This is a genomic window from Streptomyces sp. NPDC002324 (assembly GCF_053593335.1).
The window spans coordinates 1-25,030 of the sequence record NZ_JBSFCF010000023.1 but is presented as its reverse complement, the minus strand read 5'-3'; the positions used below and the strand labels follow the sequence as shown (position 1 = coordinate 25,030).

The window sequence follows — 25,030 nt, the reverse complement described above, 5'->3', positions numbered from 1 at the left end:
ACGACCCGGCGTCCACAGGGCCTTGGGCCACCATGAGGGAGACCGAGCCCGTCCAGCTACCCCCGTGTGAGGGGGGTGCGCGGGCGGCATGGCGACGTGGACCGGGTCGAAGCAGAGCCGGTCGCGACTCGGCCCGGCAGGGGTGCGACTGTCCCGGGTGTGCGTGCACGTGTCACCTCCGGGCTGTACTGACAGATCGTCAACTACGTTTTCTCCGACGTCTCTTGACGTACTTGAGACTTCTACAGAACTGTTCTTCTGACGACGGGGGAGTCGGCGCGTTCCCCACTGTCGGTCAGATAAGGAGTCGACCCGGTCGTGTTACCGGCGGAAGACAGCGAAGAGGCGGCGGCCGCCCGCGCCGCGGTCCTGGCTCTGCGCAGGGAGAGCGGGATGTCCGTCGCCGGGGTCGCCTGGGTCGTCGGACCGGGGCAGCTCCGGATCAGCGAGACGAGCGGAGTGAGATCACGGGACCGCCGGGGACTGTCCGTGCCGGCGGGGGCCGGACTGATCGGCAAGGTGCTGACGACCGGCCGGCCGGCGGCGGTGAGCGACTACCGGTCGGCTCGGCGGATCAGCCATGAGTACGACTCCTTCGTCGCGGCCGAGGGGGTGCGGGCGATGGCGGCGGCGCCCGTGATCGTGGGAACCACGTCCCGGGCGGTGGTCTTCGTGGGATCGCGCGACGCGGTACGTCTCGGCGACCGGGTGCTGACGGCGGTGACGCGGGCGGCGCGCGATCTGGAGCAGTTCCTCGCGTGCCGGGAACAGGTCCACCGGCTGCTGTCGGAGGCCCGGGCCGGCCGCGTCGGCACCGCGCCCCGCGACGACGCCGCCTGGGAACGCGTCCACGAGGCCCACGCCGACCTCCTGGAACTCACCGCGGCCCTCGACGACGGACACCTCAAGGAGCGTTTCCACGAGGTGTGCCGTCTGCTGGAGCGGGGCTGCTGCTCAGAGGGGCCCGGGGAATCGGTGCCGGAGAGGCGGGCGCGGCTGTCTCCCCGGGAACTCGACGTCCTCGCCGCGGTCGCCGCGGGCTGCACCAACCTCGACATCTCCACCCGGCTCGACATCGGCCTGGAGACCGTGAAGGGTCATCTGCGCTCGGTCATGCGCAAACTGGGCACCACCACCCGCTTCGAAGCGGTCACCGCGGCGCGGCGCGCGGGACTGCTGCCGTGACCCGGGCGGGCCCGCCGCTCACGGGGCCCGGTTGCCTCGGCAGGACGCCGGTTGCCCGGCAGGGCCCGTCGTTCCGTCAGTTCCGGTGTGTGCCGGCGACCCGCACGATCAGCGTGCCACTGTGGTTCTCGGAACAGGAGCCGGCGGCGTCGTTCATGCCCAGGTGCAGGGTGCCGTGCCCGGTGGCCACGAACGTCAGCTTCCGTCCGACGGTGTGGACGGGGAACTTCCGGTCGCCGGTGAGGACGGCGAGGAGAGTGCCGAAGGGCGCCGCCGCCTTGACCTTGCAGTCCTTCGCGCCGTCGAGCCGCGCGTCGGTGGCCGCGTCGTAGCCGGCCGGCCCGGTCATGAGCATGTGCCGTGGCAGCCGTCAACTGCGGTGCCGGACAGGGCCTTTCAGTGGCGAGCGGAAGCGCGCAGGTCCGGGTCCGGGCCACCGGGGGGCCGGACCCGGACGGGTCAGCGGGGCTGTCGTGCCGCCGCTACTTCTTCCACGCCCAGTGCAGGCGGTCGAGCCCGCTCTGGTTGTTGACCTTCAGGCTGAGACGGGTGCCCGTGCCCTGGAGGGTGGTCAGCGAGTAGGTGTCGCCGTTGCGCAGGCCGGGCCAGTAGACCGAGCCGAGGCGCAGTTCCCGGATGACGTCGGTGGCGGCCTGGATGTAGGCGACCTCGTTGGAGCCGTTGACCGGGCCGTTGTAGTCCAGGCCGGTCGTCATGGAAGCGCCGAACTCGTCCAGGATCGTGCGCGAGGCGCAGGTGCCGATGCGCTCCTTGAAGTCCGCCTTCCACTGGTCGACGCTGGTCCAGTCGGTGTGCCAGAAGCCGTAGTTGTGCAGGGCGATCCGGGTGCCGTCGAGCCGCTTGTCGGCGCAGACCGGCTTGACGTCCTCGCTGTACTTGTAGCCGCCGATGAGGACCCGGTCGCGGGGAATGGAGCGGTGCTTGTCCAGCCAGCGGGCGGCCACGTCGCGCCATTCCTGGGAGGTGTAGCCGAACGGCTCGTTCATCGGCTCGAAGTACACCTTGCCGTTGTGGCCGTAGGCGGAGGTGATCCGCCGCCACATCCGGTCCCAGGTCGCCTGGTCGTCGATCTTGCCGTCCTTGGCGTTGTCGGCCTCCCAGTAGCCCAGGACGACCTTGAAGCCCTTGGCGGTGGCGGCGTCGATCGCGCCCCGGTACGACTTCCAGAAGGGGCCGTTCACGGAGGTGGGGTTGACCGGGAGGCGCACCGTGTTGGCGCCGAGTTTGGAGAACCCGCCGATGATCGCCTTGGACTTGGCGTAGGCCGTGGCGTAGCCGTCGGTGGTGGACAGGCCCGAGGGCACGACCGCGTCGTCGGCGTAGTTGTCACGCGGGTCGGCCCAGTTGACGCCGCGGAACTCGCTGACGGGCGGCGGCGAGGCGTGGTGGGGGGCGGCGGATGCGGGGGAGGCGACGAGTCCGCCGAATGCCGTGACGCCGGCCAGCGACGCCGCGAGGCAGGCTGTCCCGCGATGGTTCTTGAGTGGCACCGGATCCCTTTCTGGGCGGTTGCGTCCGCGAAACCTGGAAGGGCAGGTCGGCGGATCTGTAACTCCCGCAAAGTAGAAGAGATCTCGAACAGAGGTCAACACATCTGCACACCAAATTTCATCAAGAACACAGAACTATGAGCCGCCCACAGCCAGTTCCGACCCGATGAGCCGCACCCGGATGCCCTCCTCCTCCACCCGGACGTCCCGCAGCCGCATGGTCCCGCGCTCCGGCTCGGGCAGTTCGAAGGACAGGGACAGCTGGTCGGCGAGGACGGGCCGGGTGAGCTGGGACAGGGCGTCCAGGAGGTTGGGGTCCAGGCCCAGGTCGCGCAGCAGAGCGGGGTTGTCCAGGGCGAGATCGATGAGGTTGAGGCTCCGGGCCTGGCGCGCGAACCGCGGTGAGCCGGTGAGTTCGGCGAGTTCGCCGTCGTCGCTCAGGGCGGCGCGCGCGGTCGCGTCGGGCACCCCCAGCCGCTTCACGATCGCCGGGACCGACAGCAGTGCCTTCGCCCTGCGGGTCTCCCGGGCGAGGCCGGCGGCCGCCTTCGGCGTCAGGTGCAGACCGTCCGAGGCGCGCGTGCCGGGGCGGTAGGTGGCCAGGTCCCCGATGTCCAGGCGCATGCCGCCGATCCGCGTGGCGATACCCCGCTCGCCCTCCCGCTGGATCGTGGCCTCGGCGCGCAGCCGCAGATCACGTCCGGCGACCGGCAGGGTGCCGCGCGCCCGGACCCGGTCCCGGCCGTCACCGGTGAACGTCACCTGGGACGCGCCGAGTTCACGATTGAGGTCGGCGAACGACAGCAGCACATCGCCGTCGAGGCGCGGGACGCGTGCGCCGCGCACGGAGGTGAGGCCGTCGGCGTCCAGCCGTACGTCGTGGGCCGTGGCCGACACCTTCGCCAGCGACACCCGGTCGGCCGCCACGTCCGGCACGGTCACCCGCACCGAGTCCAGCCGCTTGCCCGCGAGTTGGGTGAGGAAGGGGAAACCGCCGATCTCCACCTCGGGCGCGGCCGCCAGGTCCAGCCGGTCCTCCAGGGTGTCCGCGGCCCGGTGTTCGGCGTACAACACGGCCCAGCGGTCGGCGAGGGTCACGAAGGAGGCGAGGACGACCATGCCCACCACCGCCTTCACCGCGAGGGGCAGCCCCGCGAAGCGCCCGCGCCCGCGCCGGCGCCGGCCGCCGCGACGGTGGACGGGCGGAGTCCACTCCGGCTCCTGCTCGTCCCCCTCCCCGGTGGCCGCCTCGGTGGTGTCCTCGTCGAAGAAGTCCTCCAGCGAGGTCGCCTCCAGCGGGCCGTCGTCGAGGGTGCCGAGTTCGTCGTACGGATTGCGGGGCGCGGTGGAGCGGTCGAGGGCCGGTTCGTGTGGATCTGTGCGGTGGGGGGAGCGCATCGTCTCATCCGAACATGTGCACCACCCCTGCCCGCAACTCGAACCCCGGGTATGCGATCTAGTTCACGATTGCGACGCGGCGTCGGCGCGGGCCCGCCACAGGTCGCGCAGCAGGGCGATCTCGGCCATGTGGTGAATGAATTCGAGGTTGCTCCCCGACAGGACACCCACGAACGGGTCGTACGGGGCGGAGCCGTACGGATACTGCGAGAAGCCGATCGTGTCGAGTTGCTCGTCGGTGACGCCGGCGACGCTTTCGCGCCACCGGTCGACCACGGGCCAGAACCGGTCGAGTGCCGAGGCGGCGGACGGCTGGAAATCGACCGCCAGCCGCGGATCCTGCCGCCGTCCGCCGAAGGTCCACTCCCAGCCGCCCGCGAACTGGACGTGCAGGTGGGCCAGTCGCCACGCGATGGTCGTGACCGGCGTCCGGTCGGGCTCCGGGGTGCCTGTGTGGGCGAGAACCTCCTCGACCCGTTCGACGCTCACACTCCAGTCCTCGGCGATCGCGGCGACGCTCATTCCGTCGGCGGCCTGCCGGGCGACCTCGGCGTACTCGCTCGCGGGGATGGCCGGGGCGCCGAGGTCGAGCACCCACTCGCCCGGCCCGAACGCCCCGGGCGTCGTCGCCTCGCCCCGGCGCCGGACCGACCAGCAACCGGGCACCGGCTCCCAGAGGTACTCCGCGTCGCCGAGCCCCGCCAGCCGTACCCGGGCCATCTCGCGGGCCTGGTCGAACTGGTCGAGCAGCAGCCCCAATCGGTCGCTCGGCGCACCCTGCGTCTCCATCTGCGGCTCCCTTTTCCGGTGGCGCACTTCGCTGTCACGCGCAGAGGGAAGCTAACGACCTCCCTCGCGAAGGGCCACCGCATTTACGGGGCACCCTCCGGCGACTGTCACGCGATGTACCTGTTCGCGTACAGTCCGTGCCGTACGTCCTCGACGGTTCAGGGCCGGCTCAGCGGTCGATCAGGGGGAAGACAGATGGACACCGACGCCGGTCTCGGCGCTCTTCCGTACGCTCCCGGGGCGGCAAAGCCGATCCCCGAGGCCGAGCCGGGGCTCGTGGAGCGGTGGCGGGCGGACGGAGGCGAACTGGTCGCGCTGCTGACCCAGGTTCGCGAACGGCTCGGCGGTGTCGCCGCGTTCCGTCTGGGCCCTGCCCCCACCGTCCTCGTCACGGACCCGGCCGCGGTGCAGCACGTCCTCGCCCGGCGGCCGGAGCGGTACGTCAAGCGTTCGCATCGGGCGCGTCTGCTGATCGGCGACGGTGTCCTGGCCGCCACCGGCGCGGCGTGGCAACGGCAACGCCGCTTGCTGCAGGCCCAGTTCACCGGCACCGGGATGCGCCGCCACGAACAGCGGATCACCGCCGCCGCCCGGACCACGGCGGAACGCTGGGACGCGTACGCCCGCACCCGGCAGACCTTCGACGTGGGCCAGGAGATGCGCCGCTTCGCCCTGGACACCATCTGGCGCTCACTCACCGGCCACCCCCTCGACGACGCGACCGAGCGCGAACTGGCAGCCGTGGACACCGTGGGCGCCGCCCTGCCGACCCTGCCCGCCGACGCCGACGAGGCCCGCGAAGCCGTCGCCGCCGATCTCGCCCGGATCGACGCGGTCGCCCGGCACGCCATCGAGGCCGCCCGCGGCGGGGCGGCAGGCCCGCACGGTCCCGGCCTGCTGCACCTTCTGACCGACGCCGCCACCGAGCGCCCCGAATACACCGACCGGCTGATCCGCGACGAGTTCGTCACCCTGCTCGCGGCCGGCCACGAGACCACCGCGACCACCCTGACCTGGCTCCACCTGCTCCTCGACCGGCACCCCGAAGCCCGCGAACAGGCCCTCGCCGCCGGTGCCGAGGGCTCGGCCGAGCGCCGCCGGGCCGTCCAGGCCCTGATCCACGAGACGCTCCGGCTCTACCCGCCCGCCTGGATCCTGCCCCGCCACGCCGCCGAGGACGACATCCTCGCCGGCCACACCGTCGAGGCGGGCACCGACCTCCTGGTCTGCCCGTACCTCACGCACCGCGATCCCGGACCGTGGCCGGACCCGGAGCGCTTCGACCCCCGGCGCTTCACCACCCCGAACGGTCGCTCGACCCACCCGGGCGCGTACTTCCCCTTCGGTATCGGCCCCCGCGCCTGCCTCGGCCTGCAGTTCGCGCTGCGCGAGTCGACCGTCCTGCTGGAACACCTGTTGCCGGCCCATGTCCCGGCCTTCCGCTCCACCCCCACCACCGCCGTGTTCGGCCTCACCGTTCGCCCCGACGGATCCAGCCCCGCGACCCTGGGTCCGTCCCTGGACTGAATTCCCGGGCTGAAATCCCGGGCTGACAGCGACGACGGGCGCACGGCGCGGGGTGCGCCCGCCGAGCGGCTCCGGTGCTGATGTCGCTCGTCGGTGGGTTCCCGGCCGAAGGCCCGCCGCGAGCGGCGTCGTCTCCTGGACTCCCGCGGCAACCGGTCGCGCCCGGGTTCGTAGCGCTCGACGAAGTACGCGTGGGCCGGATGATCCGGGCGTGAGGCCGCGGCGGCCGGCTCGATCCACAGGCGCATCAGCTCGGGCGGCTCCTGGCGGAAGTGGTGCAGGAGACCCGCGTGGGTGATGCCGGCGCGTGCCGCGATGTCGCGCAGGGAAGCCTTGACGTCGCCGTTCTCCGCGAAACGGTGTGCCGCCCGTACGATCTGCGCCTTGGGGGCGGCTGTCCCGGCGTACGGCCCGCGCGCTTTCGCCTCACCAGCCGGAATGGCACTCTTCCTGATCGTGCGAAACGCGACGCCGGTGGAGGACCGGGGCCGCGAGTACGAGGATCATGGTGCTGCGTGAGCACATGGCCAGGACGGACGGTGAGGAACCCGAGAAGGCCGAGGGGCGCGGCGACCGTCGTCGTCCTCGTCGTGAGCCGGACGGCCCTGCGACGGACTTCGTGGACGGCGTCCCCCACCTCTGCGTGTCGCACGCGCGGTTACCTCCTCCACCGACCCGCTCCGCAGGTCCGCGTCGACGGCGTAGCCTGCGGCGGCATGAACACCGCTCCGCGCGGCCCGAGGCCCTGGCCCCGGGTCGCGCGTTCTCGGCTCGCCCGTGCGTAAGCGCGCCGACCCCCCGCTGTCGCCGCTGCCGCCGACCGTGACCACTCGCGACGCCCGACCCCTGACGCTCGATGAGGAGCCGCTCGTGACCACCCCTGAAGCGACGATGCCGCACCCGCGCAACTCGGGCCTGCGGGTCGACCTCAACCCGGCCGCGGCCGTCGCGTACAACGCCCGCCACCACGGCGACTCGGTCGTCATCCGCTACGCGGGCGGCGATCTCACCTACGCCGAACTCGACGACAGGGCAGCCCGGTTGGCCACCGTCCTGGCCGACGGCGGCATCGGCGACGGGGACCGGGTCGCCTACCTCGGCCTCAACAGCGGCTCCTTCGTCGTCACGCTGCTGGCCGCCCACCGGCTGGGGGCCGTCTACGTCCCGGTCAACTTCCGCCTGGCGGCAGCCGAGTTGGAGGCCGTCCTCGTCCGCAGCGGCGCGACCGCCCTCGTCTGCGAGGAGGGGCACCGAAAGAGCGTGGACGCGGTACGCGAGCGGACCGCCCTCACACGCTTCCTCCTGGTGGACGACGACCCCGAGGTGCCGGCCGGGAGCGCGGCGGGCTGGGAGCCGTGGGCGCCCCTTCTCGCGGCCGCCGCACCCGCGTCCTGCGTGGCCGCCAAGTACGCCGACGACCCGGCGATCCTGATGTTCACCTCGGGCACCACCGGCACACCCAAGGGCGTGGTCCTCACCCACGGCAACGTCTTCTGGAACGCCGTGAACGTGGACCTCCGACTTGACACCCGCCGCGGAGATGTCACGTACGCCGTCGCTCCGCTGTTCCACATCGGCACCCTGAACAGCTTCGTGCTCCGTACCCTGGTGCGCGGGGGGACCGTGGTCGTCAGACGTGCCTTCGACCCGCGGACGTGCCTCGACGACCTGGTCACCCATCGCGTCAACTCCCTGTTCGCCGTCCCTCAGATGTTCGCCGCCCTGGCCAGGCAGCCCGGCCTGTTCGACCAGGATCTGAGTCGTCTGCGGTCGATCGTGGTCGCGGGCGCCCCGGTGCCGCCCGCGCTCATCGAGCAGTACGCCGATCACGGGGTGGTGCTGCAGCAGGCGTGGGGCCTGACCGAGACCGCCCCCTTCGCCACGCATCTGCCGGCCGAGCGGACCCGGGACAAGCTCGGCTCCGCCGGTGTCCCCATGCCGTTCACCGAGGTCCGGGTCGTGGACATCGTCACCAACACGCCGCTGGGACCGGGGGAACCGGGGGAGATCGTCGTACGTGGCCCCAACGTCACGCCGGGCTACTGGAACGACCCGGAGGCCAACCGGGCGGCCTTCGACGACGAGGGGTGGTTCCATTCGGGCGACATCGGCCACCTCGACGAGGACGGCTGTCTGTACATCGTCGACCGGCTCAAAGACATGATCATCAGTGGCGGCGAGAACATCTATCCGGCGGAGGTCGAGCGGGCGCTGGCCCCCATGCCGGGTGTGGTCGACATCGCGGTCGTCGGGGTCCCCGACGAGGAGTGGGGCGAGACCGTGCAGGCCGTCATGAGCGTGGACGGCACGACGGACGTCACCCTGGAGGCCGTCCACGCGTACGCGGCGAAGACGCTGGCCGGCTACAAACTGCCCCAGCACCTGACCATCGTCCCGGCCGTCCCGAGGAACGCCTCCGGGAAGCTGGACCGGACCGGCGTGCGGCGACTGCTCGACGAGGCGGACTGACGTCATTCGGGGGAGCGGGCCTGCCCGTCACAGCATGCGGCGCAGGAGACGGTCGCCGTCGACCAGCTGGTGCTTGAGCACCAGAGCGACATGTGCCGCGAGGGCGGCGTAGAGGACGGCCTGGGCGGCGATGTGCGGGACGAGCAGGTCCTCGCCCGAGAGGAGCAGGGCGACACCGGTGAGCGGGACGGCGAACGTGGCCGCGTACAGGGCGGTCTCGGTGCCGTGTGCGAGGCGTCGCTCCGCCGGGGTGAGGGTGGGCGCCCACGGGGGCAGGGGCGTGGTGAGGCGCCAGGCGAGGCGGGCGGCGCCGAGCAGAAGGACGGTGGCGCCCAGGACGACGTGGACGGTGAGCAGCGTGTCGTCACCGAAGGGCTCGTACGCCTCCTCCCCGCCCCTGCCGCGGCCTCGCCCTCTGCCCGAGCCCTCACCGCGTCCGCGTCCACGGCCTCGGCCACGACCACTGTCGTCGATGTCGAGCAGATAGCCCACGGCGAACTGCACGGCGATGGCCACGAACACCATCCAGTGGAGCGCTTTCGTGACGATCCCATAGCCGTGCGGGCCGTTGCGCAGAGGGGAGGACATTTCCCCAAGTTGCCCCATCGGCGGACCTGCGCCCGCCTCGACACGGGGGAGCCGGCCCGTGGGTGCGGTGCGATGTACCGGTGGGCCGGGCTCCCGTCGCGCTTTCGTAGGGGTCAGAAGTCGTCCGGAGTCCTGACGCGTTCGCGGACCCAGACGCCCGCGGGCTTGAGGGGGGAGGTGCCGGTCCACGGACCGCTGGCGGCGCAGGTTCCCTGCTTGAAGACGGCACCGGAGCGTTCGTCGTCGGAGTAGTTCCAGTTGACCCAGCTGATCTTCTTGGCCGCCATCAGATCGAGGTAGCGCTGCGACATGGTGAAGTCGTTCGCGCCCTCACCCGCGTAGTTCTGGGTGCCGAACTCCGTGACGAAGACGGGTATGCGGTCGGCCGCGCGGGAGAGGGTCTGGAGGTACTCGTCGCGGTGCGAGTACGCGTAGAAGTGGAAGGTGTACATGATGTTGGCCGCGTTCACCGGGTTGTTGACCACCTCGGACTCGTTCGCGCCGTCCGACACGCCGAGTGAGGACCAGGCGCGGGTGCCGACCAGGATCGGGGTGTTCGGGTCCTTGGCCCTGATGACGGGGATCAGCTGCTCGGCATAGCTCTTGATGCGGGACCAGCTCACTCCGCTGGGCTCGTTCGCGATCTCGTACAGCACGTTGTTCTTGTCGCGGTGGCGCTGGGCGATCTCGGAGAAGAAGGTCTTGGCGCGGGCGAGGTTCTGGTGCGGGTCGCCCGGGTCGAGCATGTGCCAGTCGACGATGGCGTACATGCCGCGGGCCGTGGCCTGTTCGATGGCGGCGTGGACCAGGTCGGTGAAGCGACGCGGATCGGTCTCGTAACCGCCCTCCTGGATGTACATGGAGACGCGCAGTACGTCGGCCCGCCAGTCGGTGGCGAGGGCGTTGAGCGAGCCGTTGGTGACGCACTGGCTGTACCACTGCAGGCCGTGCGTGCTCATCCCTCGGAGCTGGATCGTTTTTCCTTGCTGGTTGCAGAGCTTGGTACCGCACACCTTGAGCTGTCCGTTGGCGGCGACGGGTGTGACCGCTCTCGGGGCTGTGGGGCCGGCCTGCGCGGTGTTGGGGGTCAGAACGAGGCCGAGAAGGAGCAGCACGGCGACGAGCGGAACATGTCGTGCCGGTCTCATGGGGGACTCCTGGCGGTCTGTGGCCGACCGGCGGTCACCGATCGGCCATTCGGGGAACACAACTGGTAGGAAACTTTCCTAACAGAAAGGGAATTATCAGTTGGTCCGGACCTTTGCAAGAGGTCTGACAAGACCGCCGCACGTGGATCGGCGTCGACGACGCACGCGAATTCGGCTACGGTCGGGCGGATGGGTCGCCTGTCCGAGATCACCTTCCTCCTGCCCGACGCACCGGAATCGCATCGCTTCCTCGGCGAACTGCGCTCCTTGTTCGCCGAGGTGGCGTACGCCGACCTCACCGGATCCGCGCGTACGCCCGACCGGGTGGGGAACCGCTTGACGCTCACCCCGCCGCGGCCGGCCGATGCCCGTCCCGTGACGGCGTTCGAGCTGGCCGACGTGGGCGCCCCTGAAGTCGCCTTCGGCGCGCACCTGTCCGTCTCCGCTCGGGCTGCGGCCGACACGCGCGAGACTCGGGCCTTGCCGGCCCGGGTCGACTTGGCGGACCTGACCCGCCGCGTGGCCGGGCATGTCCGGCGAGTCGATCACACCGGGGTGAACGTGCCCGCCTGTGTCACTTCGCGCGAGCAGTGGCACGAGCTTGTGAGCGCGATCGCCTCGACGTCCACCATGTACCGCTATCCCACCGGCGAGGACTGGCCCTTCGTCCTTCCGTCGACATCGGACGAACTTCTCGACGACATCCATGACTTCGTCGTCGGCCGCGAGCCACGGTTCGAGCTCGTCCACGACCAGTGGCTGACGCAGCCGCAGTGGCAGTTCGCGCTCTGGACCGACCTGACCCGCCCGGAACTGGAGCAGCTGTTCCCCGAGCCCGAAGGGATGACGTTCCCCGAACTCGAGGAGGTCTTCCGCGTCGTACCGGTCCGCAGTCCTTGGCCGGGGCTGGATATCCGATTCGACCTCTGTTATCGGACGGAAGACGGTCCGTCCGACTGGGAAACCGGCGCATGGCTGGTCTCGGAAGGCGGCCGCGTGCGCTGACGCCGGCCTGTGGAGTGATGTCGTGCGTCGACAGGCGCGGTCGGGTGAGGGTTGTTCGCGGGCCGCGCGGTATGTGCCCGTGTCGCTCGGGGCGCGGTGCTAGGCCGTGTCGGCGTCGAGGCCGTTGACCAGGCCGCGCAGGAGGGGGCCGTACTCCGGGTGGGAGAGGGCGAAGGCCATCTGGGCGACCAGATAGTCGGCGGGGTTGCCGGTGTCGTACCAGCGGCCCTTGATGACCTGTCCGTACACCGCGCGGGTGGCGGCGTAGGCGTTGATGGCGTCGGTCAGGTAGACCTCGCCGGTGCGGTGCTCGTACCAGCGGCGGGTCTGCTCGCGCAGTTCGTCGATGATGCCGGGGGTGACGACGTAGCCGCCGATGGCCGCGTACGCGGAGGGTGCGGCGGCGGGCTCGGGCTTCTCCACCAGGCCGGTGATGCGCAACTGGCCGTCGCCGAGGTCCTCCTTGACTATGGGTACGCCGTAGCGCTGGGACTCGGTGGGGTCCATCGGCAGGAGGGCCAGCACCGGGCAGCCGGTCTGTTCGTAGGCGCGGATCAGCTGCTGGGCGCGGGGGGTCTCGGCCACGAAGACGTCGTCGGGCCAGAGCACCAGCACCGGCTCGTCGCCGAAGGCCCGGGCGGCGTTGAGCACCGGGGTGCCGTTGCCGTACGGGCCGTACTGGTCGAGGTAGGTGATGTGGCCGCGCCGGGCCAGCTCCGCGACCTCCTCCACCGCGTCCGCGTAGGCCGTCTTGCCGTCCTCGCGCAGTTGCCCGACCAGGGCGGGGTTGGGGCGGAAGTGGTCCTGGATGAGGCTCTTGCCGCCGGAGACGACGATGGTGATGTCGGTGATGCCGGAGTCGACCAGCTCACGGACCGTGTGCTCGATGACCGGCTTGTCGCCGACGGGGAGCATCTCCTTGGGCGTCGCCTTCGTCAGCGGCAGCAGACGGGAGCCGAGGCCGGCGGCGGGGATCACAGCCCTGCGAATCGTCGGGGACATCATGTCTCTCTCGGTCGAGCGGCACACCGCACCGGTTGGCAGGGCGACCTGGGCGCACACGGTCGCGCGGCCCGGGAGAAAGCCTACCCAGGCCCTTCTGGGGCGCCACGTGGCCGTCCCCCGCCGCGCCGTCGACGAAGGTGCTCAGCTCCGTGGAGCGGATGGCGGGCGTCTCGTCGGTGGTTCGAGGTCGACGACGACTGGACCGCGCACCGCGGGAGGCCGTCCGGCACCGGCCGTGTTGTGCAGCAGTGCCCCGGCCACGGCCCGCGCCTTGATGACCGCCCGGTCGGCCACCGGCCCGGCGTGACGCCCTCGTACGGCGACGGTCCACAGTTCCAGCCAGCGATCGAAATGCTCGGCGCGCAGCGGGCTCCTGGCGTGCAGGTCGCGGTGTGCGCGCAGGGCGTTGCGGCGGTAGACACCAGGGGTGAGCAGGGCGCTCTCCCAGAAGTCGGCCATGACGGGCAGATGGGTGGCCACGTCGATGCGGGCCACCTCCGTGAAGAGCCGTCCGATCAGCGGGTCGTCGAGGACCACGTCGTAGAACGCCCGCACCAGGCGTTCCACGTCCTCGCGGCCCGCGATGTCGGGGAGCTGCTCCGCCGGGCCGGCGGCCGGCCGCCGTCGGTCGTCGTGGGTCATGCGGTTCCTCCGGGCGTGCGGACGGCCGTGGCCGGCGCCGGCTGCTCTTTGTCGCGTGCGAGCTGTGCGCGGGGTGCGAGTGGTGCGAGTGGTGCGAGGGGCCGCCGTGGGGCTGCCATGCCTACTTGCCGAGCCAGAGGTCGGGGCCGAAGACCTCGTAATGGACGGCGGACGGGTGGAGTCCCTCGGCGAGCAACGCGCCCCGCATCAGGCGCATGAAGGGCAGCGGACCGCAGAGGTAGGCGGTGGTGTCGGCGGCCAGGGTCAGGTGGTCGAGCGTGGCGCGGCCGGCGTAGACATGGGCGCCGGGGGCGAGATGGGCGTCGTTCTCGTACCACAGGTGCAGATCGGCGCTGGTCAGGCGGCTGACGAGGTCCGCCTGTTCGTCACGGTGGACATGGTCGAGAGGGCTGCGGTCGGCGTGGACGACGGTGACCTGGCGCGAGGAGGAGGTGAGGGCGAGATGGTCGAGCATCGACAGCATCGGGGTGATGCCGATGCCGGCGGAGGCGAGGAACAGGGGCGTGCCGGCCTCGGGCAGCACGAGGTCACCGGCGGGCAGTGAGACGTCCAGGAGGTCGCCCGCCTCGGCGTGGGCGTGCAGCCACGACGAGACCTCGCCGTCGGGTACGCGGCCGTCGGTGGCCCGCTCGCGCTTGACGGTGATGCGCCAGGTCTTGTGGTCGGGTGCCGTGGACAGGCTGTACTGGCGGATCTGGTGGGCGCCGTCGGGCAGTTCCACCCGCACACCGATGTACTGGCCGGGGCGGAACGGCGCGGTGGGGCGGCCGTCGGTCCGGCGCAGGACCAGGGAGACGGCGTCGGGGGTCTCCTGGTGCCGCTCGGCGATCTCCATGCGTCGCCACACGTCGCCGTTCTCCACACCGGCCTCGGCGTACAGGCGCCCCTCCATGGCCATCAGGGCGTTGGCCATCAGCCAGTAGACCTCGTCCCAGGCGGCCGCGACCTCGGGGGTGACGGCGTCACCGAGGACCTCGGCGACCGCGCCGAGCAGGTGGCGTCCGACCAGCGGGTACTGGTCGGCGGTGATGCCGAGCGAGACGTGCTTGTGCGCGATGCGCGCGAGGACGGCGTCCGGCCGCTCCTCGGGCCGCTCGACCAGCAGGGTGGCGAAGGCCGCCACCGAGCCGGCCAGTGCCTCGCGCTGGGCGCCGGTCGCCTGGTTGGTCCGGTTGAACAGATGCCGCAGCAGCTCCGGACGCTCCTCGAACATCCGCCGGTAGAACAGCTCCGTGACGGTGGTCAGCGAGGCCCCCACCACGGGAAGCGTCGCCCTGACGACGGGGGCCGACTGCGCGGAAAGCATCAGACACACTCCTGGACCTGATCGAGGTTCGATTGCATGGGTTTTGAATTGGTAGCAAAGATGCATATTTTTGACTGCGCGGGCCGCGCGCGCTGCTCGATACCGCGACGGGTCAGCCCGGTGGTGCACCCAGCGCCAGCAGTATCGGCCCCGTCGGTGACGCCACCAGATCGCCGACGGTCACGCCGTTGAGCGAGGAGTAGAAGGCCTCCTGCGCCTCGCGCAGCGCTCGCCGCAGCCGGCAGGCGCCCGACAGGGGGCAGGGGGTCTCGCCTTCGCACACCACGGCTTCCCGGGCCCCCTCCAGAGTCCTGACCAGATTCCCCACCGGGGTGCTCCGGCCCGCGTCGGTGACGGTCAGTCCGCCGTTGCGCCCGCGCCGCGCCTCGATCACCCCGAGGCGCTGCAACTGTGCGATGGCCTTCGCCATGTGGGTGTAGGGGACGTTCATGGAGTCGGCGATCTGCCTCGTGGTCAGCAACTCCTCGCTGTCCACGACGGCCAGGCGCATCACTGCCCGCAGTGCGAGATCCGTGTATCTGGTCAGCCTCACGGCAGCACTCTAGCAATGTTGCATATCAGATACGTATTTGAGGGGGAGTGGTCTGCGTCTCCTCGCCCGTGCACGCTCGTGCCCGGCATCGGCGATCCGAACTCCGGCCTTGCGGACGGAAGTTGACCTCAAGGCTCCGTACGGTCGTGTCATGACTCAGACCCAGAAGCTCCTTGTCACCGGCGCCACCGGAACCGTCGGCCGTCAGGTCGTCGCCGAACTCCTCGCCCGCGGCCACGCGGTCCGCGCCCTCACCCGGGACGCGTCCAGGGCCGACTTCCCGGCCGAGGTCGAGGTCGTCCAGGGCGACCTGGCCGAACCGGACAGCCTGATCCCGGCCCTGGCCGGCGTCACCGGCGTCCATCTGATCACCTTCGGCGGTGCCTACTTCGCTCCACTGGAGACCGGCCCGCGGCTCCTGGAGCTGGCCCGCGCCGCCGGCGTACGCCGGATCACCGTGCTGCACGGCGGCGGACCGACCCCGCTGGAGGACGCGGTGCGGGCCGACGACGGTGTGGACTGGACCGTGCTCATGCCGGTCGAGTTCATGGCGAACGCCCTGGAGTGGGCGGACGGGATCGTGGCCTCGGACGAGGTCCGCGAGCCGTTCGTCTCCAGGCTGAGCGCCATGGTCCACGAAGGCGACATCGGAGCCGTCGCCGCCGTCGCGCTCACGGAGGAGGGCCACGCCGGCCAGGAATACGTCATCACCGGTCCCGAGCTGCTGACCGTCGCCGACAAGGTGGCCGCGATCGCCGCCGCCCGGGGCAGGGAGATCGCCCTCACCGAACTCACCGAGGAGCAGGCCGTCGCGCAATGGCGGGCGGCGGGCCACCCGGACGAGGTGATCGGCTTCCTGGTCGAGGCGTACGGCAACACCCCGGAGGTGGGCAAAACGGTCGTCGACACCGTGGAGAAGGTCACCGGCAACCCGGCCCGCACCTTCGCCCAGTGGGCCGCGCGGCACGCGGACGTGTTCAGGCCGGCGGCGTCCGCGTGACCTGACGGGCGCGTGGCGGCCGGTCGCGGGGTGCCGGGGCCGGTCGATCCGTGCGCCGAGCCGGCGTGGGCGTGCCCCCGATGGTGAGCGCGGGCCCCTTCTCTGTGAGGCGCCCGCGCTCACCGGGCGAAGACCGTGCACACCGGTCTGCCCGGCGTCCTGCGCACCGAGCCCCACCTGACGATGAAGAAGATCAAGGCGCTCGGCTGAGTGCGGCCCCGACAGCCCCCTCCCGCCGGACGCCGGACGGGAGCCCGCGCTACCTGACGGACCGCCCGGACAGACGTTTCACTTCCCGGGCGGCCTCGCGGGCCGCCCGCTCGGCCCGGGACACCTCGTCGGCAGTCGCCGCGCAGCGCTCCTGCGCCTCCTGCCGGTCGTGGTCCGCCCGTCGCTGGTCCTCCTGAGCCTGCCGCAGCCGCCGCTCGGCGGCGGACACGTCGTTCCCCGCCCGGTCGTGCCGGTCACGCGCCCGCTCCAGCAGTGCTTCGGCCTCCGTCCGCGCGGTGCGCAGATCACGCAGCCGGCGGTCGGCGGCCTCGGCCGCCTCACGGGCCCGGCCGAGCTGCTCCTCCTTCCGGCGGCGCCGCTCGGCGACCTCGTCCTTCGCACGGGACCGCGCGGAAGCCGGCGGATCCACCGCTCGGGCCGGTGCGCGGGGTGGGGCGGCCGGCGCGGTCGCGGAGGCCCGCCCGGGAAAGTCCGTCGGCGGGGTGAGGGCGCTCTCCAGCCGTCCGGTGGCCCACCGGTCGGCTGCCTCCTGGTCGGCGAGCACGGCACGCAGGGTGGCCTCGACGTCCCGCCGTACCGGCTCCGACAGCCGATGACCGGCCTCGGCGGCCTGAGCGACGGCCTGCCCGGACATGGCCGCAACGATGCTCCGGCGCTGCTCGGACAGCGCCTTGATTCCCTCGGCGTCCAGGCTCTGATAGGCCTCGCGCAGCGCCCGCCCCAGTTCCAGGAACCGGCCGCACTCCTCGGGTTCGGAGCGCCGCAGCAGGTTCACCGTCCAGGCGGCGAGGGAGGGGCGCCGGGCGGCATGGAGTCGACGCGCGTCCTCCGCGCGTCCATCGGTCCTGGCCTCCAGCGCCAGCTCCTCGCGGCGTGAGACGAAACGCGGGGGCGGCGTGGCGTAGAGCTCGTCGAGCGCCTTCTCCACGTCGTGGCCCCCGCCACCCCGCGCACCCTTACGCGGCATGGTCGCCGGGGGTGCCGTCGGGGAGTGCCTCGCGCAGCCGCCGGGCCTCCTGGGAGATGCGGTTCGTGAGGCCTGCCGGGACACCGCCCAGGTGCGGCTCCGGGGTGGAGAGGGGTGCCGAGACTCCCGTCCCCACCGCTCCCCACCTGCCGAGAAATCGTCGCCTGCCCGCGTCCATCCGCGTCTCCCCGCCCGATGTCAGCCGTGTCGTCGATTTCGCAGAGTATCCGAATCATTACGTTAGGTCATCGAGCCCGCCTGCGGCTCAGCCGCCCGCCCGCGTGGCGCCGTCGGCGCGGCCGCCCGGGCCCAGCAGGCCGGTGGGGTGCAGGGGCTGCTCCGCTTCGAGGCGGGGGAGAGCGCGGCGGGTGGCGCGCAGGACGACGGGCGGGATCGCGGCTCGGGTCAGCTGGGTCAGGCGCAGCCAGCGGGGGACGTACACGGCGGTCCGCCGCTGTTCCACCGCGTGGGTGAGGCGCGCGGCGACCATCTCGGTGGGGTGGACGCGCCGGGCCGGCGGCGGCATGTGGGCGCGTAGCTCCCGCATGGTCACGTAGTGGTCGGCGTCGCGGATCAGCTCGGTGTCGGTCCAGCCGAGATAGGCGATGCCCACGGCCACACCGTGCTGGGCCGTCTCGGCGCGCAGGGTGTGGGTGAAGGCCTCGACGCCGGACTTGGAGGCGCAGTACGCGCTCATCATCGGGGCGGCGCCGATCGAGGCCAGCGAGGCGATCTGCAGGTGGTAGCCGGCGGTCCGTATCAGGTCCGGCAGGAAGGCCCGGGCGGTCTGGGCGCTGCCGATCAGGTTGACGTCGATCACCCGGCGCCAGGTGCCGGGGTCGGACCGGGCGAAGGGGCCGCCCTCGGCGATGCCCGCGTTCGCCACCACGACCGAGGGCGGCCCCAGGCGGCTACGGACGGCTTCGGCCGCGTCGGCGAGGGCGGCGGCGTCGGACACGTCGGCGCGGATGGCCAGGGCCTCGCCGGGGAGGGCGGCCGCGGTCGCCCTCAGCGCCGGTTCGTCCAGGTCGAGGAGGGCCAGCCGTGCGCCTCGCCGGGCGAGCGCGTTCGCCAGTGCCGCTCCGATGCCGCGCGCCGCGCCGGTCACCACGACCGTGCGGTCCTTGAGGGGGCTGTCGTTCACGGCTGGTCCCTTCCTGTCCGGCCCTGTCTGCGGCCGGTGCGGTCCCGGCGGGCGAGGACGCGTTGGGCGAGGGTGAGCCCGGGCAGCCGGTGTCGGCGCAGTGCCGCGCGGGCGGCGTTGGCGCCGGGCGCGCCGTGCACCCCGCCGCCCGGGTGGGCGGAGGCGGAGGCGAGATAGAGGCCGTCCACGGGGGTCTCGGGGCGGCCGGTGCCGGGGGCGGGGCGGAAGAACAGCTGCTGGTGCAGTGCCGCGGTGCCGCCGTTGATGGCGCCGCCGTGCAGATTGCGGTCCAGCGCCTGGAGAGTGGGCGGTGCCAGCACCCGGCGGGCGCGGATGCGCGAGCGGAATCCCGGCGCGAACCGCTCCACCTGACCTTCGACACGGTCGGCCATCACCTCCTGCTCCGTGCTGCTCCAGCTGCCCGTCAGTCCCTCGTCGCCCGCGTCGGACTTGATGACGTGCGGCACATGGGTGTACGCCCAGGCGGCCTCGGTGCCCCGGGGCGAACGGGTGGGATCCGCGGTCGTCATCTGGCCGAACAGGGCGAAGGGGCGGTCGGGGACCTGGCCCATGGCGATCTGCGCGGCGCAGCGGGTGAGTTCGTCGACGCCGTCGGCGAGGTGGACCGTTCCGGCCCGAGCCGCCGCCTCGGCCCGCCAGGGCACCGGCCCGTCGCAGGCCCAGTCGACCTTGAAGGTGGCGAAGTCCCACTCGAAGCGCTTCAGGTCGGCCATCAGCTGGGCCGGGAGGTGCTCCGCGTCGACGAGCTCGCCGTAGAGGGCCGGCGCGGACACGTCCGCCAGCACGGCGCGGCGCGCGGCCACCTTCTCGCCGTCGGAGGTGAGGACCCCGGCGGCCCGTCCGTTCCGTACCAGGACGCGACTGACCCGATGCCCGCAGCGGACGCTCCCGCCACGCGCCCGCAGCCGGCTGACGAGGGCCGCCGTCAGGGCGCCCGCGCCACCGGCCGGCACGGGAAAGCCGTAGGTCTGGCCGAGCATGCACAGCAGCCACCCGTATCCGCCGCTGCCCGCGGCCTCCGGCGCGAGGTCGGCGTGCAGGGCGTTGCCGGCCAGCAGCAGTCTGCCGCCCTCGCCGCGGAATTCCTCCTCCCCCATGCGGCGGACCGGCGCGACCAGGGTGCGGGCCATCCGCAGGCCGCCGGCCGCCTTCAGCCTGACGGCGAGACGGGCGGTGGCGCGCACCGGCGGGAAAGGGGTGAACAGCGCGTCGACGATGTCGGGGCCGAGGTTCTCCCATGTGGCGTGCAAACGTTTCCAGGCGTCTCCGTCGCCCGGGTGGAAGGCGTCGAGGGAGGCGGCGGTGGTGTCGATGTCCCGGGACAGGACCGCGCACCTGCCGTCGCCGAGGGGGTGCGCCAGGACGTGCGGCGCGTGGCTCCATCGCAGGCCGTACTCGTCGAGGCCGAGCCGTGTCAGTACCGATGACGCGGCGGTGAGGGGATAGAAGGAGCTGAACAGGTCGCTCGCGAAGTCGGGGTCGACCCCCCTGTCGTGGCGCACCGCGCCGCCGGGTTCCGGCTGTTCCTCCAGGACCTCGACGCTCCATCCGGCGTCGGCGAGCAGGTTGGCGGCCACCAGTCCGTTGGGGCCGGCTCCGATCACCACCGCGTCAGGCATGGCCGCCGGTGCCGTGGCCCGCGGCCCTGCGCCGCCCGTGGAGCTTCGTGGGCTGTTCGGCCTCGGTCCGCGCCTCGGCCTCGGCGCCGCCGTCGTCCTCGGCCCGCTTCTCGCAGAGCCGGGCGAGCCGGGCGAGCATCGCGCGGTGCCGGAGCTGGATCAGTGCCTCCACGCCCACGTTGTGGAGCGCTCCGCCCACTCCCTGCAGCGGGTGTTCGTCCGCGATCACCAGGCAGTACGGTCCCCAGGGGCGGAGCCGGAGGGAGATCCGCGCCGTCCCCAGCACACCCGCCCGCGCTTCCAGCCCCAGTTCGGCGCCCTCGTCGCAGTACCGGACGACGGTCTCGTTGTTCAGGCGCAGCGGGCCCACCCGGACTTCGTACTCGATCGCCGAGCCCACCTGCGGCCACCGCCCCCGCAACGGCTCGGCGGCCGACGTTCCCACCACCCACTCCGCGTACCGGGTGCCGTCGGCGAGGACGGCCCACACGACCTGCGGACTCACCTTGATCAGACGATGCCGTACCGCCATGCCACACCTCCAGCCGGTCCCATCCCGGTCGACGGCCGAGTGCCCGGCCCGAGGGGATCCACACCAGGTCAAGCGGCGGGCGTCGCGTCGACCGGTGCCGTTGCCCGATCGGATGCCGAGGTCTGCCCCGAGGGACCTTCTCGAACGCGCCGGCGCCGGTGTATCAAGAAAGGTCGAGTCGTTGATCATGGAAGAGGGCTGTCAGTGCGGACACGCGGTAGCGACAAGGCAGGCGACGAGACGAAGGCCGTCCGGGTCCCCGCCGTCACGACGATGGAAGCGCCCGCGCGGCGGCGACCGGATCTGTCGTCGCCGCAGGGGCTGCTCGCGCTCCAGGGCACCACGGGCAATGCCGCGGTCGTCCAGTTGCTGCGCCGGGCCGGCCATTCCTGGGCCCAGGAGGAGCACCGGCACGGTGCCGACTGCGGACACCGAGGTGCCGCGGAGCCCACCGTGCAGCGCTCGGCCGTTCACGACGTGCAGCGCTCGGCCGTCCACGAGGTGCTGCGCGCCCCCGGCCAGCCCCTGGACAGCGCCACCCGCACGGACATGGAGGCGCGGCTCGGCGCCGACTTCTCCGACGTCCGCATCCACGACGACAGTGCGGCGAAGGCGTCCGCCGCCGAGGTCGGCGCCCGCGCCTACACGTCCGGCAGCCACGTGGTCATCGGCGACGGCGGTGCGGACAAGCACACCCTCGCCCACGAGCTGACCCATGTCATCCAGCAGCGTCAGGGTCCCGTCGCCGGCACCGACGACGGCGGCGGGCTGAGGGTCTCCGACCCCTCCGACCGGTTCGAGCAGGCCGCCGAGGCCAACGCGCGCAAGGTGATGTCAGGCCCGGCACAGCCCGCCGTGCAGCGTGCGACCGACTCCTCTCGGGCGCCGGAGGAATCGCGCGGCGCTCACGGAGCACCCTCCGGAGCCTTTGTTCAGCGGATGCTCGGCGACCCGCAGGAATTGTTCCAGGAGGATCACTGGAAGAACAAGATGACGGAGGCCGGGCACTCGCTGCTTCCGCCCAAGGCGCCTAAGAAGAAGGCAAAGGGCGCCGCACCCGCGAAGCGGAAGCTGGAGGATGTTCTGCACACCGTGGGGCCGGCTCTCCTGGCTGAACTGGCCGAGCGGAGCGGAAAGGGAGAGACCGGGCGCCTGAAGCTCTACAGGTCGATGTTCACGAGCGAGGCCGTCGCCATCATGGAGTGGAAGGGACGGGGAAAGGCGGCCGAGACGGAGGAATGGATGAGGACCGAGAGCAAGAACCCCGTCGGGATCGCGAAGCGCTATCGCGAGACGGAGGCGGGGGGCAGCGGCCCGATCGGCGCCATGCCCGTGAAGAACCACCTCGGTGACATCGGCCAGGCCGAAGAATATTTCAAGGACGAGGATCAGCAGGTGATGATGGAGTTCACCCTCAAGGAGGGCGCGCATGAACTCCTGTTCCACCCGAATTACATGGCGATATCAGGAGACAAGGGCACTCCCTATCACATCAGGAAGACCCGCGAGGAGGAGACCGGGAGTACCTTCCCGCAGGCCGCGGCCGGCGAAGGGGCCCTTCCTGGCTATGTCGGCCTGAAGCCCGAGAAGAAAGAGCCGTTCAGTCTCTCCCTCGGGGACACCGACATCACCCGCCTTCTGTTCCAGTTGTTCGTCGAGGACGTGCAGCCGGTGAAGGGCGGCCAGAACCTGTAGCCGACCGGCCGGGAACGGCCGGTGACGGATCCCTCATCGGTCACGCGCGCGCGGTGGTGGACCCACCACCGCACGGGAGTCGATCGTGTAAGGCATGAGTGATCACCCCAGTGACGTGCCCGTGGGCGAGGAGGCCGGAGAGATCCGCCGGTTCGCCGGGGCGCTCGGTCTGCCCGGCCTCGTCGATGTCCACACACACTTCATGCCCGAGCGCGTCCTGCGCAAGGTGTGGGAGTACTTCGACGCGCTCGGACCGCTGACCGGTGGCATGGAGTGGCCGATCACCTACCGCCAGGAGGAGACGGAACGGGCGGACCTGCTCCGGGCCTTCGGCGTGCGGGCGTTCACCTCGATGCTCTACCCGCACAAGCCGGGCATGGCCCGCTGGCTGAACGGCTGGGCGGCCGACTTCGCCCGCCGTACCCCCGACTGTCTGCACACCGCCACCCTCTACCCCGAGACGGACACCGCCGCGTACGTCCGGGAGGCCGTCGAGGCGGGTGCACGCGTCTTCAAGGCGCACATACAGGTGGGGGCGTACGACCCGGCCGACCGACTCCTCGACCAGGCATGGGGGTTGCTGGCCGAGGCGGGTGTCCCCGTGGTCATCCACTGCGGTTCCGGGCCCGCGCCCGGCAAGTACACCGGCCCCGGGCCGATCGCGCGCGTACTGGCGTGTCATCCCCGGCTCCGGCTGGTCGTCGCGCACATGGGGATGCCCGAGTACGAGGAGTTCTTCGGCCTCGCCGAGCGGTACGGAGAGGTGCGGTTCGACACGACGATGGCGTTCACCGATTTCAGCGAGGGGTTCATGCCGTTCCCCCGCCGAGCCCTGCCACGGGCTGGCCGCCCTCGGCGACCGGGTCCTCCTCGGCTCCGACTTCCCCAACATCCCCTACCCGTACTTCCACCAGCTGCACGCCCTGGAGCGCCTGGGTCTGGGGGAGGAGTGGTTGCGGGCGGTGTGCCACGACAACGCGGCAGAGCTGTTCGGGCTGTGACCGGCACGGCGGCGGCGGGTCCACACGGAAGGCGGTGGCGGGTCCACACGGCAGAGGAACGCGGAAGGACTTGATAGGCAAGTTATTGCTTGCCTATGGTGGGGTCGTGGCCGACGACCTGTTCAAAGCCCTGGCCGACCCCACCCGCCGGACCATCCTCGACGAGCTGACCGAGAAGTCCGGACAGACACTGTTCGAGATCTGTTCGCGGCTGACCATGAAGCACGGGCTGGGCAGCTCGCGCCAGGCGATCTCCCAGCACCTCGCCGTGCTGGAGGCCGCCGGGCTCGTCGAGACCAGGCGGGAGGGCCGCTACAAGTTCCACGACCTGAACACCGCCCCGCTGCGGCAGATCACCGAGCGGTGGCTCATGCACGACCCCTCCGGACCGCAGGAGAGCACCTCATGAAGATCCGTCTGACCAGTGTCTTCGTCGACGACCAGGCCAAGGCCGAGCACTTCTACACCGAGATCCTCGGCTTCGTGAAGAAGCACGACGTCCCGCTGGGCGAGAAGGACCGCTGGCTGACCGTCGTCTCGCCGGACGAGCCCGACGGCACCGAACTTCTCCTGGAGCCCGCCGGACATCCGGCCGTCAAGCCCTACCGCGACGCACTCGTCGGGGACGGCATCCCGCTCGCCCAGTTCGCCGTCGACGACGTGCGGGCGGAGTACGACCGCCTGCGCGGCCTCGGTGTGCGCTTCACCCAGGAGCCGCTGGAGATGGGCCCCGTCACCACCGCCGTCCTCGACGACACCTGCGGCAACCTGATCCAGATCGCGACCCAGCCGCAGTAGGAACCGGCAGGGTAGGGGCGCGGCGGACCGGCGCGCCGCGCCCCTACGTCGCCTGCTGCCGCCGCACCATCTCGGCGATCCAGGCCGGCGCGAACGGGGATGTGCAGCCCGGGGAGGTCGGATAGTCCCTGAGCACCTCCAGGCGCTCGCCGATGTCGATCGCACGGGCTCGGTGCTCGGCGTGTTCGATGCCGATCTGCGCGAGGCAGTGGTTCATCGCCCACTGCAGGCGGTCCGGGGCGTCCTTCATCCGTGCCTCGATGACGTCGAGCAGCCCGGGGAGGTCGAGGCCCTCGGGCCTCTTCGCCACCCGTTCGGTGGTGAGGGCCCAGCCGGCGCTCGCGACCACGGGGTCCGGATCGGCACACCACGCCAGGCGGAGTTCCTCGGCGTGCGGGCTCTTCTTCACCACGTAGTTCACGAGCCAGTCGTGCACCTTGGGGGTGCGCGCCTCGCGCAGCATGGAGTCCAGCTCGTCCCGCCCGAACGCCTTCGGCCGGCAGATCAGGAGCGCCAGCAGCCTCGCCGCGCCGTCGCCCGTCGCCCACAGCCCGCACGCGAGGTCCTGCTGCGTCCTGAGCTGCTTCGCGAGGGCGCGCAGGCTGCCGAGGTTCACACCGTGGTCGTCGCCGTGTCGCTCGTTGACCTCGCGCGCTTTCGGGTCGTCGAGTGCGGCCAGCTCGGCCATCACCTCGGCGACCGTCGTCCCGGTCCGCGTCGTCTCGGTCACCTCGGTCTCCCGTCCCTCACGTGGCGGATGCACCCTACCCGTGCCGGGGTCGCGCGGCCGGCGCCCCCCGCCCGCCGGCGCGGGGCGGCGGGGGGGCCACCGGGGACCGTTCCGCCCCGCCCCGCACGGCGTACACAACACGTTA

General features: G+C 71.7%; 24 protein-coding genes and 1 pseudogene. 9 read left to right on the top strand and 16 right to left on the bottom strand.

The window, feature by feature from the left end:
• The first annotated feature begins 318 nt into the window (after positions 1-318).
• Entirely contained in the window at positions 319-1,185 is an 867-nt protein-coding gene (locus ACWCRJ_RS26985; protein ID WP_450941729.1) for a LuxR C-terminal-related transcriptional regulator, read from the top strand.
• A gap of 76 nt (positions 1,186-1,261) precedes the next feature.
• Here the strand turns inward: ACWCRJ_RS26985 and ACWCRJ_RS26980 are convergent, their stop codons facing one another.
• The 4 genes from ACWCRJ_RS26980 to ACWCRJ_RS26965 form a co-directional block, all read right to left on the bottom strand.
• Positions 1,262-1,534 (bottom strand): hypothetical protein, encoded by a 273-nt coding sequence (locus ACWCRJ_RS26980; protein ID WP_450941728.1) that lies wholly within the window; start codon positions 1,532-1,534, stop codon positions 1,262-1,264.
• A 133-nt stretch (positions 1,535-1,667) separates the two neighbouring features.
• Complete coding sequence (locus ACWCRJ_RS26975) at positions 1,668-2,696, bottom strand: glycoside hydrolase family 5 protein (RefSeq protein WP_450941727.1); 1,029 nt, start codon at positions 2,694-2,696, stop codon at positions 1,668-1,670.
• A gap of 135 nt (positions 2,697-2,831) precedes the next feature.
• Positions 2,832-4,094 carry an LmeA family phospholipid-binding protein gene (locus ACWCRJ_RS26970; RefSeq protein ID WP_450941726.1) on the bottom strand — a complete coding sequence of 421 codons (1,263 nt, stop codon included), beginning with the start codon at positions 4,092-4,094 and terminating at the stop codon, positions 2,832-2,834.
• A gap of 63 nt (positions 4,095-4,157) precedes the next feature.
• A complete protein-coding gene (locus ACWCRJ_RS26965; protein ID WP_450941725.1) occupies positions 4,158-4,883 on the bottom strand; it encodes a DinB family protein in 726 nt (241 codons plus the stop codon).
• A gap of 195 nt (positions 4,884-5,078) precedes the next feature.
• Between ACWCRJ_RS26965 and ACWCRJ_RS26960 the strand changes: the two genes are divergently transcribed.
• Positions 5,079-6,410 (top strand): cytochrome P450, encoded by a 1,332-nt coding sequence (locus tag ACWCRJ_RS26960; protein ID WP_450941724.1) that lies wholly within the window; start codon positions 5,079-5,081, stop codon positions 6,408-6,410.
• 891 nt (positions 6,411-7,301) lie between these two features.
• Complete coding sequence (locus ACWCRJ_RS26955; RefSeq protein WP_450941825.1) at positions 7,302-8,879, top strand: acyl-CoA synthetase; 1,578 nt, start codon at positions 7,302-7,304, stop codon at positions 8,877-8,879.
• Between the two features lie 27 nt (positions 8,880-8,906).
• On the opposite strand, the gene ACWCRJ_RS26950 is transcribed toward ACWCRJ_RS26955, so the two are convergent.
• Positions 8,907-9,467: a cytochrome b gene (locus ACWCRJ_RS26950; protein WP_450941723.1), complete on the bottom strand. Its 561-nt coding sequence runs from the start codon at positions 9,465-9,467 to the stop codon at positions 8,907-8,909.
• A gap of 113 nt (positions 9,468-9,580) precedes the next feature.
• On the bottom strand, positions 9,581-10,615 hold the full coding sequence (locus ACWCRJ_RS26945; RefSeq protein WP_450941722.1) for a glycoside hydrolase family 5 protein: 1,035 nt from the start codon (positions 10,613-10,615) through the stop codon (positions 9,581-9,583).
• A 189-nt stretch (positions 10,616-10,804) separates the two neighbouring features.
• Between ACWCRJ_RS26945 and ACWCRJ_RS26940 the strand changes: the two genes are divergently transcribed.
• A complete protein-coding gene (locus tag ACWCRJ_RS26940; protein WP_450941721.1) occupies positions 10,805-11,620 on the top strand; it encodes a hypothetical protein in 816 nt (271 codons plus the stop codon).
• Between the two features lie 99 nt (positions 11,621-11,719).
• On the opposite strand, the gene ACWCRJ_RS26935 is transcribed toward ACWCRJ_RS26940, so the two are convergent.
• The 4 genes from ACWCRJ_RS26935 to ACWCRJ_RS26920 form a co-directional block, all read right to left on the bottom strand.
• Positions 11,720-12,622, bottom strand: a complete 903-nt coding sequence (locus ACWCRJ_RS26935; protein ID WP_450941720.1) for a UTP--glucose-1-phosphate uridylyltransferase — start codon at positions 12,620-12,622, stop codon at positions 11,720-11,722.
• 144 nt (positions 12,623-12,766) lie between these two features.
• A complete protein-coding gene (locus ACWCRJ_RS26930) occupies positions 12,767-13,267 on the bottom strand; it encodes a group III truncated hemoglobin (RefSeq protein WP_450941719.1) in 501 nt (166 codons plus the stop codon).
• A 121-nt stretch (positions 13,268-13,388) separates the two neighbouring features.
• Positions 13,389-14,594: a globin domain-containing protein gene (locus ACWCRJ_RS26925; protein WP_450941718.1), complete on the bottom strand. Its 1,206-nt coding sequence runs from the start codon at positions 14,592-14,594 to the stop codon at positions 13,389-13,391.
• 112 nt (positions 14,595-14,706) lie between these two features.
• Positions 14,707-15,147, bottom strand: coding sequence for an RrF2 family transcriptional regulator (locus ACWCRJ_RS26920; RefSeq protein WP_450941717.1), 441 nt, complete (start codon positions 15,145-15,147; stop codon positions 14,707-14,709).
• A gap of 151 nt (positions 15,148-15,298) precedes the next feature.
• Between ACWCRJ_RS26920 and ACWCRJ_RS26915 the strand changes: the two genes are divergently transcribed.
• Positions 15,299-16,147 (top strand): SDR family oxidoreductase, encoded by an 849-nt coding sequence (locus tag ACWCRJ_RS26915; RefSeq protein WP_450941716.1) that lies wholly within the window; start codon positions 15,299-15,301, stop codon positions 16,145-16,147.
• 259 nt (positions 16,148-16,406) lie between these two features.
• Here the strand turns inward: ACWCRJ_RS26915 and ACWCRJ_RS26910 are convergent, their stop codons facing one another.
• The 5 genes from ACWCRJ_RS26910 to ACWCRJ_RS26890 all read right to left on the bottom strand — a co-directional run bounded on the left by ACWCRJ_RS26910 (position 16,407) and on the right by ACWCRJ_RS26890 (position 20,661).
• The gene (locus ACWCRJ_RS26910; protein ID WP_450941715.1) at positions 16,407-17,345 is read right to left on the bottom strand and encodes a hypothetical protein; all 939 of its coding nucleotides are present in this window, start codon (positions 17,343-17,345) and stop codon (positions 16,407-16,409) included.
• Positions 17,335-17,481, bottom strand: coding sequence for a hypothetical protein (locus tag ACWCRJ_RS26905; protein ID WP_450941714.1), 147 nt, complete (start codon positions 17,479-17,481; stop codon positions 17,335-17,337). Before ACWCRJ_RS26905 ends, ACWCRJ_RS26910 begins: the two co-directional genes overlap by 11 nt.
• A 129-nt stretch (positions 17,482-17,610) precedes the next feature.
• Positions 17,611-18,489 carry an SDR family oxidoreductase gene (locus tag ACWCRJ_RS26900; protein WP_450941713.1) on the bottom strand — a complete coding sequence of 293 codons (879 nt, stop codon included), beginning with the start codon at positions 18,487-18,489 and terminating at the stop codon, positions 17,611-17,613.
• Positions 18,486-20,129, bottom strand: a complete 1,644-nt coding sequence (locus ACWCRJ_RS26895; RefSeq protein ID WP_450941712.1) for a phytoene desaturase family protein — start codon at positions 20,127-20,129, stop codon at positions 18,486-18,488. Before ACWCRJ_RS26895 ends, ACWCRJ_RS26900 begins: the two co-directional genes overlap by 4 nt.
• Positions 20,122-20,661: an SRPBCC family protein gene (locus tag ACWCRJ_RS26890; protein WP_450941711.1), complete on the bottom strand. Its 540-nt coding sequence runs from the start codon at positions 20,659-20,661 to the stop codon at positions 20,122-20,124. The genes ACWCRJ_RS26895 and ACWCRJ_RS26890 overlap by 8 nt, the downstream gene beginning before the upstream one ends.
• A gap of 204 nt (positions 20,662-20,865) precedes the next feature.
• Here ACWCRJ_RS26890 and ACWCRJ_RS26885 point away from each other — a divergent pair, with 204 nt between their 5' ends.
• The 4 genes and pseudogenes from ACWCRJ_RS26885 (at position 20,866) to ACWCRJ_RS26870 (ending at position 24,155) form a co-directional block, all read left to right on the top strand.
• Complete coding sequence (locus ACWCRJ_RS26885) at positions 20,866-22,356, top strand: eCIS core domain-containing protein (RefSeq protein ID WP_450941710.1); 1,491 nt, start codon at positions 20,866-20,868, stop codon at positions 22,354-22,356.
• 94 nt (positions 22,357-22,450) lie between these two features.
• Positions 22,451-23,357 (top strand): annotated as a pseudogene (locus ACWCRJ_RS26880) (amidohydrolase family protein).
• A gap of 106 nt (positions 23,358-23,463) precedes the next feature.
• Positions 23,464-23,766, top strand: coding sequence for an ArsR/SmtB family transcription factor (locus ACWCRJ_RS26875; RefSeq protein WP_450941709.1), 303 nt, complete (start codon positions 23,464-23,466; stop codon positions 23,764-23,766).
• Positions 23,763-24,155 carry a VOC family protein gene (locus ACWCRJ_RS26870; protein WP_450941708.1) on the top strand — a complete coding sequence of 131 codons (393 nt, stop codon included), beginning with the start codon at positions 23,763-23,765 and terminating at the stop codon, positions 24,153-24,155. Before ACWCRJ_RS26875 ends, ACWCRJ_RS26870 begins: the two co-directional genes overlap by 4 nt.
• A 43-nt stretch (positions 24,156-24,198) precedes the next feature.
• Here ACWCRJ_RS26870 and ACWCRJ_RS26865 read toward each other — a convergent pair whose 3' ends face one another.
• Positions 24,199-24,843 (bottom strand): DNA alkylation repair protein, encoded by a 645-nt coding sequence (locus ACWCRJ_RS26865; protein ID WP_450941824.1) that lies wholly within the window; start codon positions 24,841-24,843, stop codon positions 24,199-24,201.
• Positions 24,844-25,030: the final 187 nt, after the last annotated feature.

What these genes read in the sequence shown, in the direction of transcription:
- ACWCRJ_RS26980 (WP_450941728.1), bottom strand. Translation starts at nt 1,534, where the DNA reads ATGACCGGGCCGGCCGGCTACGACGCGGCCACCGACGCGCGGCTCGAC.
- ACWCRJ_RS26970 (WP_450941726.1), bottom strand. Translation starts at nt 4,094, where the DNA reads ATGCGCTCCCCCCACCGCACAGATCCACACGAACCGGCCCTCGACCGC.
- ACWCRJ_RS26965 (WP_450941725.1), bottom strand. Translation starts at nt 4,883, where the DNA reads ATGGAGACGCAGGGTGCGCCGAGCGACCGATTGGGGCTGCTGCTCGAC.
- ACWCRJ_RS26960 (WP_450941724.1), top strand. Translation starts at nt 5,079, where the DNA reads ATGGACACCGACGCCGGTCTCGGCGCTCTTCCGTACGCTCCCGGGGCG.
- ACWCRJ_RS26955 (WP_450941825.1), top strand. Translation starts at nt 7,302, where the DNA reads ATGCCGCACCCGCGCAACTCGGGCCTGCGGGTCGACCTCAACCCGGCC.
- ACWCRJ_RS26950 (WP_450941723.1), bottom strand. Translation starts at nt 9,467, where the DNA reads ATGTCCTCCCCTCTGCGCAACGGCCCGCACGGCTATGGGATCGTCACG.
- ACWCRJ_RS26945 (WP_450941722.1), bottom strand. Translation starts at nt 10,615, where the DNA reads ATGAGACCGGCACGACATGTTCCGCTCGTCGCCGTGCTGCTCCTTCTC.
- ACWCRJ_RS26940 (WP_450941721.1), top strand. Translation starts at nt 10,805, where the DNA reads ATGGGTCGCCTGTCCGAGATCACCTTCCTCCTGCCCGACGCACCGGAA.
- ACWCRJ_RS26935 (WP_450941720.1), bottom strand. Translation starts at nt 12,622, where the DNA reads ATGTCCCCGACGATTCGCAGGGCTGTGATCCCCGCCGCCGGCCTCGGC.
- ACWCRJ_RS26930 (WP_450941719.1), bottom strand. Translation starts at nt 13,267, where the DNA reads ATGACCCACGACGACCGACGGCGGCCGGCCGCCGGCCCGGCGGAGCAG.
- ACWCRJ_RS26925 (WP_450941718.1), bottom strand. Translation starts at nt 14,594, where the DNA reads ATGCTTTCCGCGCAGTCGGCCCCCGTCGTCAGGGCGACGCTTCCCGTG.
- ACWCRJ_RS26915 (WP_450941716.1), top strand. Translation starts at nt 15,299, where the DNA reads ATGACTCAGACCCAGAAGCTCCTTGTCACCGGCGCCACCGGAACCGTC.
- ACWCRJ_RS26910 (WP_450941715.1), bottom strand. Translation starts at nt 17,345, where the DNA reads ATGCCGCGTAAGGGTGCGCGGGGTGGCGGGGGCCACGACGTGGAGAAG.
- ACWCRJ_RS26895 (WP_450941712.1), bottom strand. Translation starts at nt 20,129, where the DNA reads ATGCCTGACGCGGTGGTGATCGGAGCCGGCCCCAACGGACTGGTGGCC.
- ACWCRJ_RS26890 (WP_450941711.1), bottom strand. Translation starts at nt 20,661, where the DNA reads ATGGCGGTACGGCATCGTCTGATCAAGGTGAGTCCGCAGGTCGTGTGG.
- ACWCRJ_RS26870 (WP_450941708.1), top strand. Translation starts at nt 23,763, where the DNA reads ATGAAGATCCGTCTGACCAGTGTCTTCGTCGACGACCAGGCCAAGGCC.
- ACWCRJ_RS26865 (WP_450941824.1), bottom strand. Translation starts at nt 24,843, where the DNA reads ATGGCCGAGCTGGCCGCACTCGACGACCCGAAAGCGCGCGAGGTCAAC.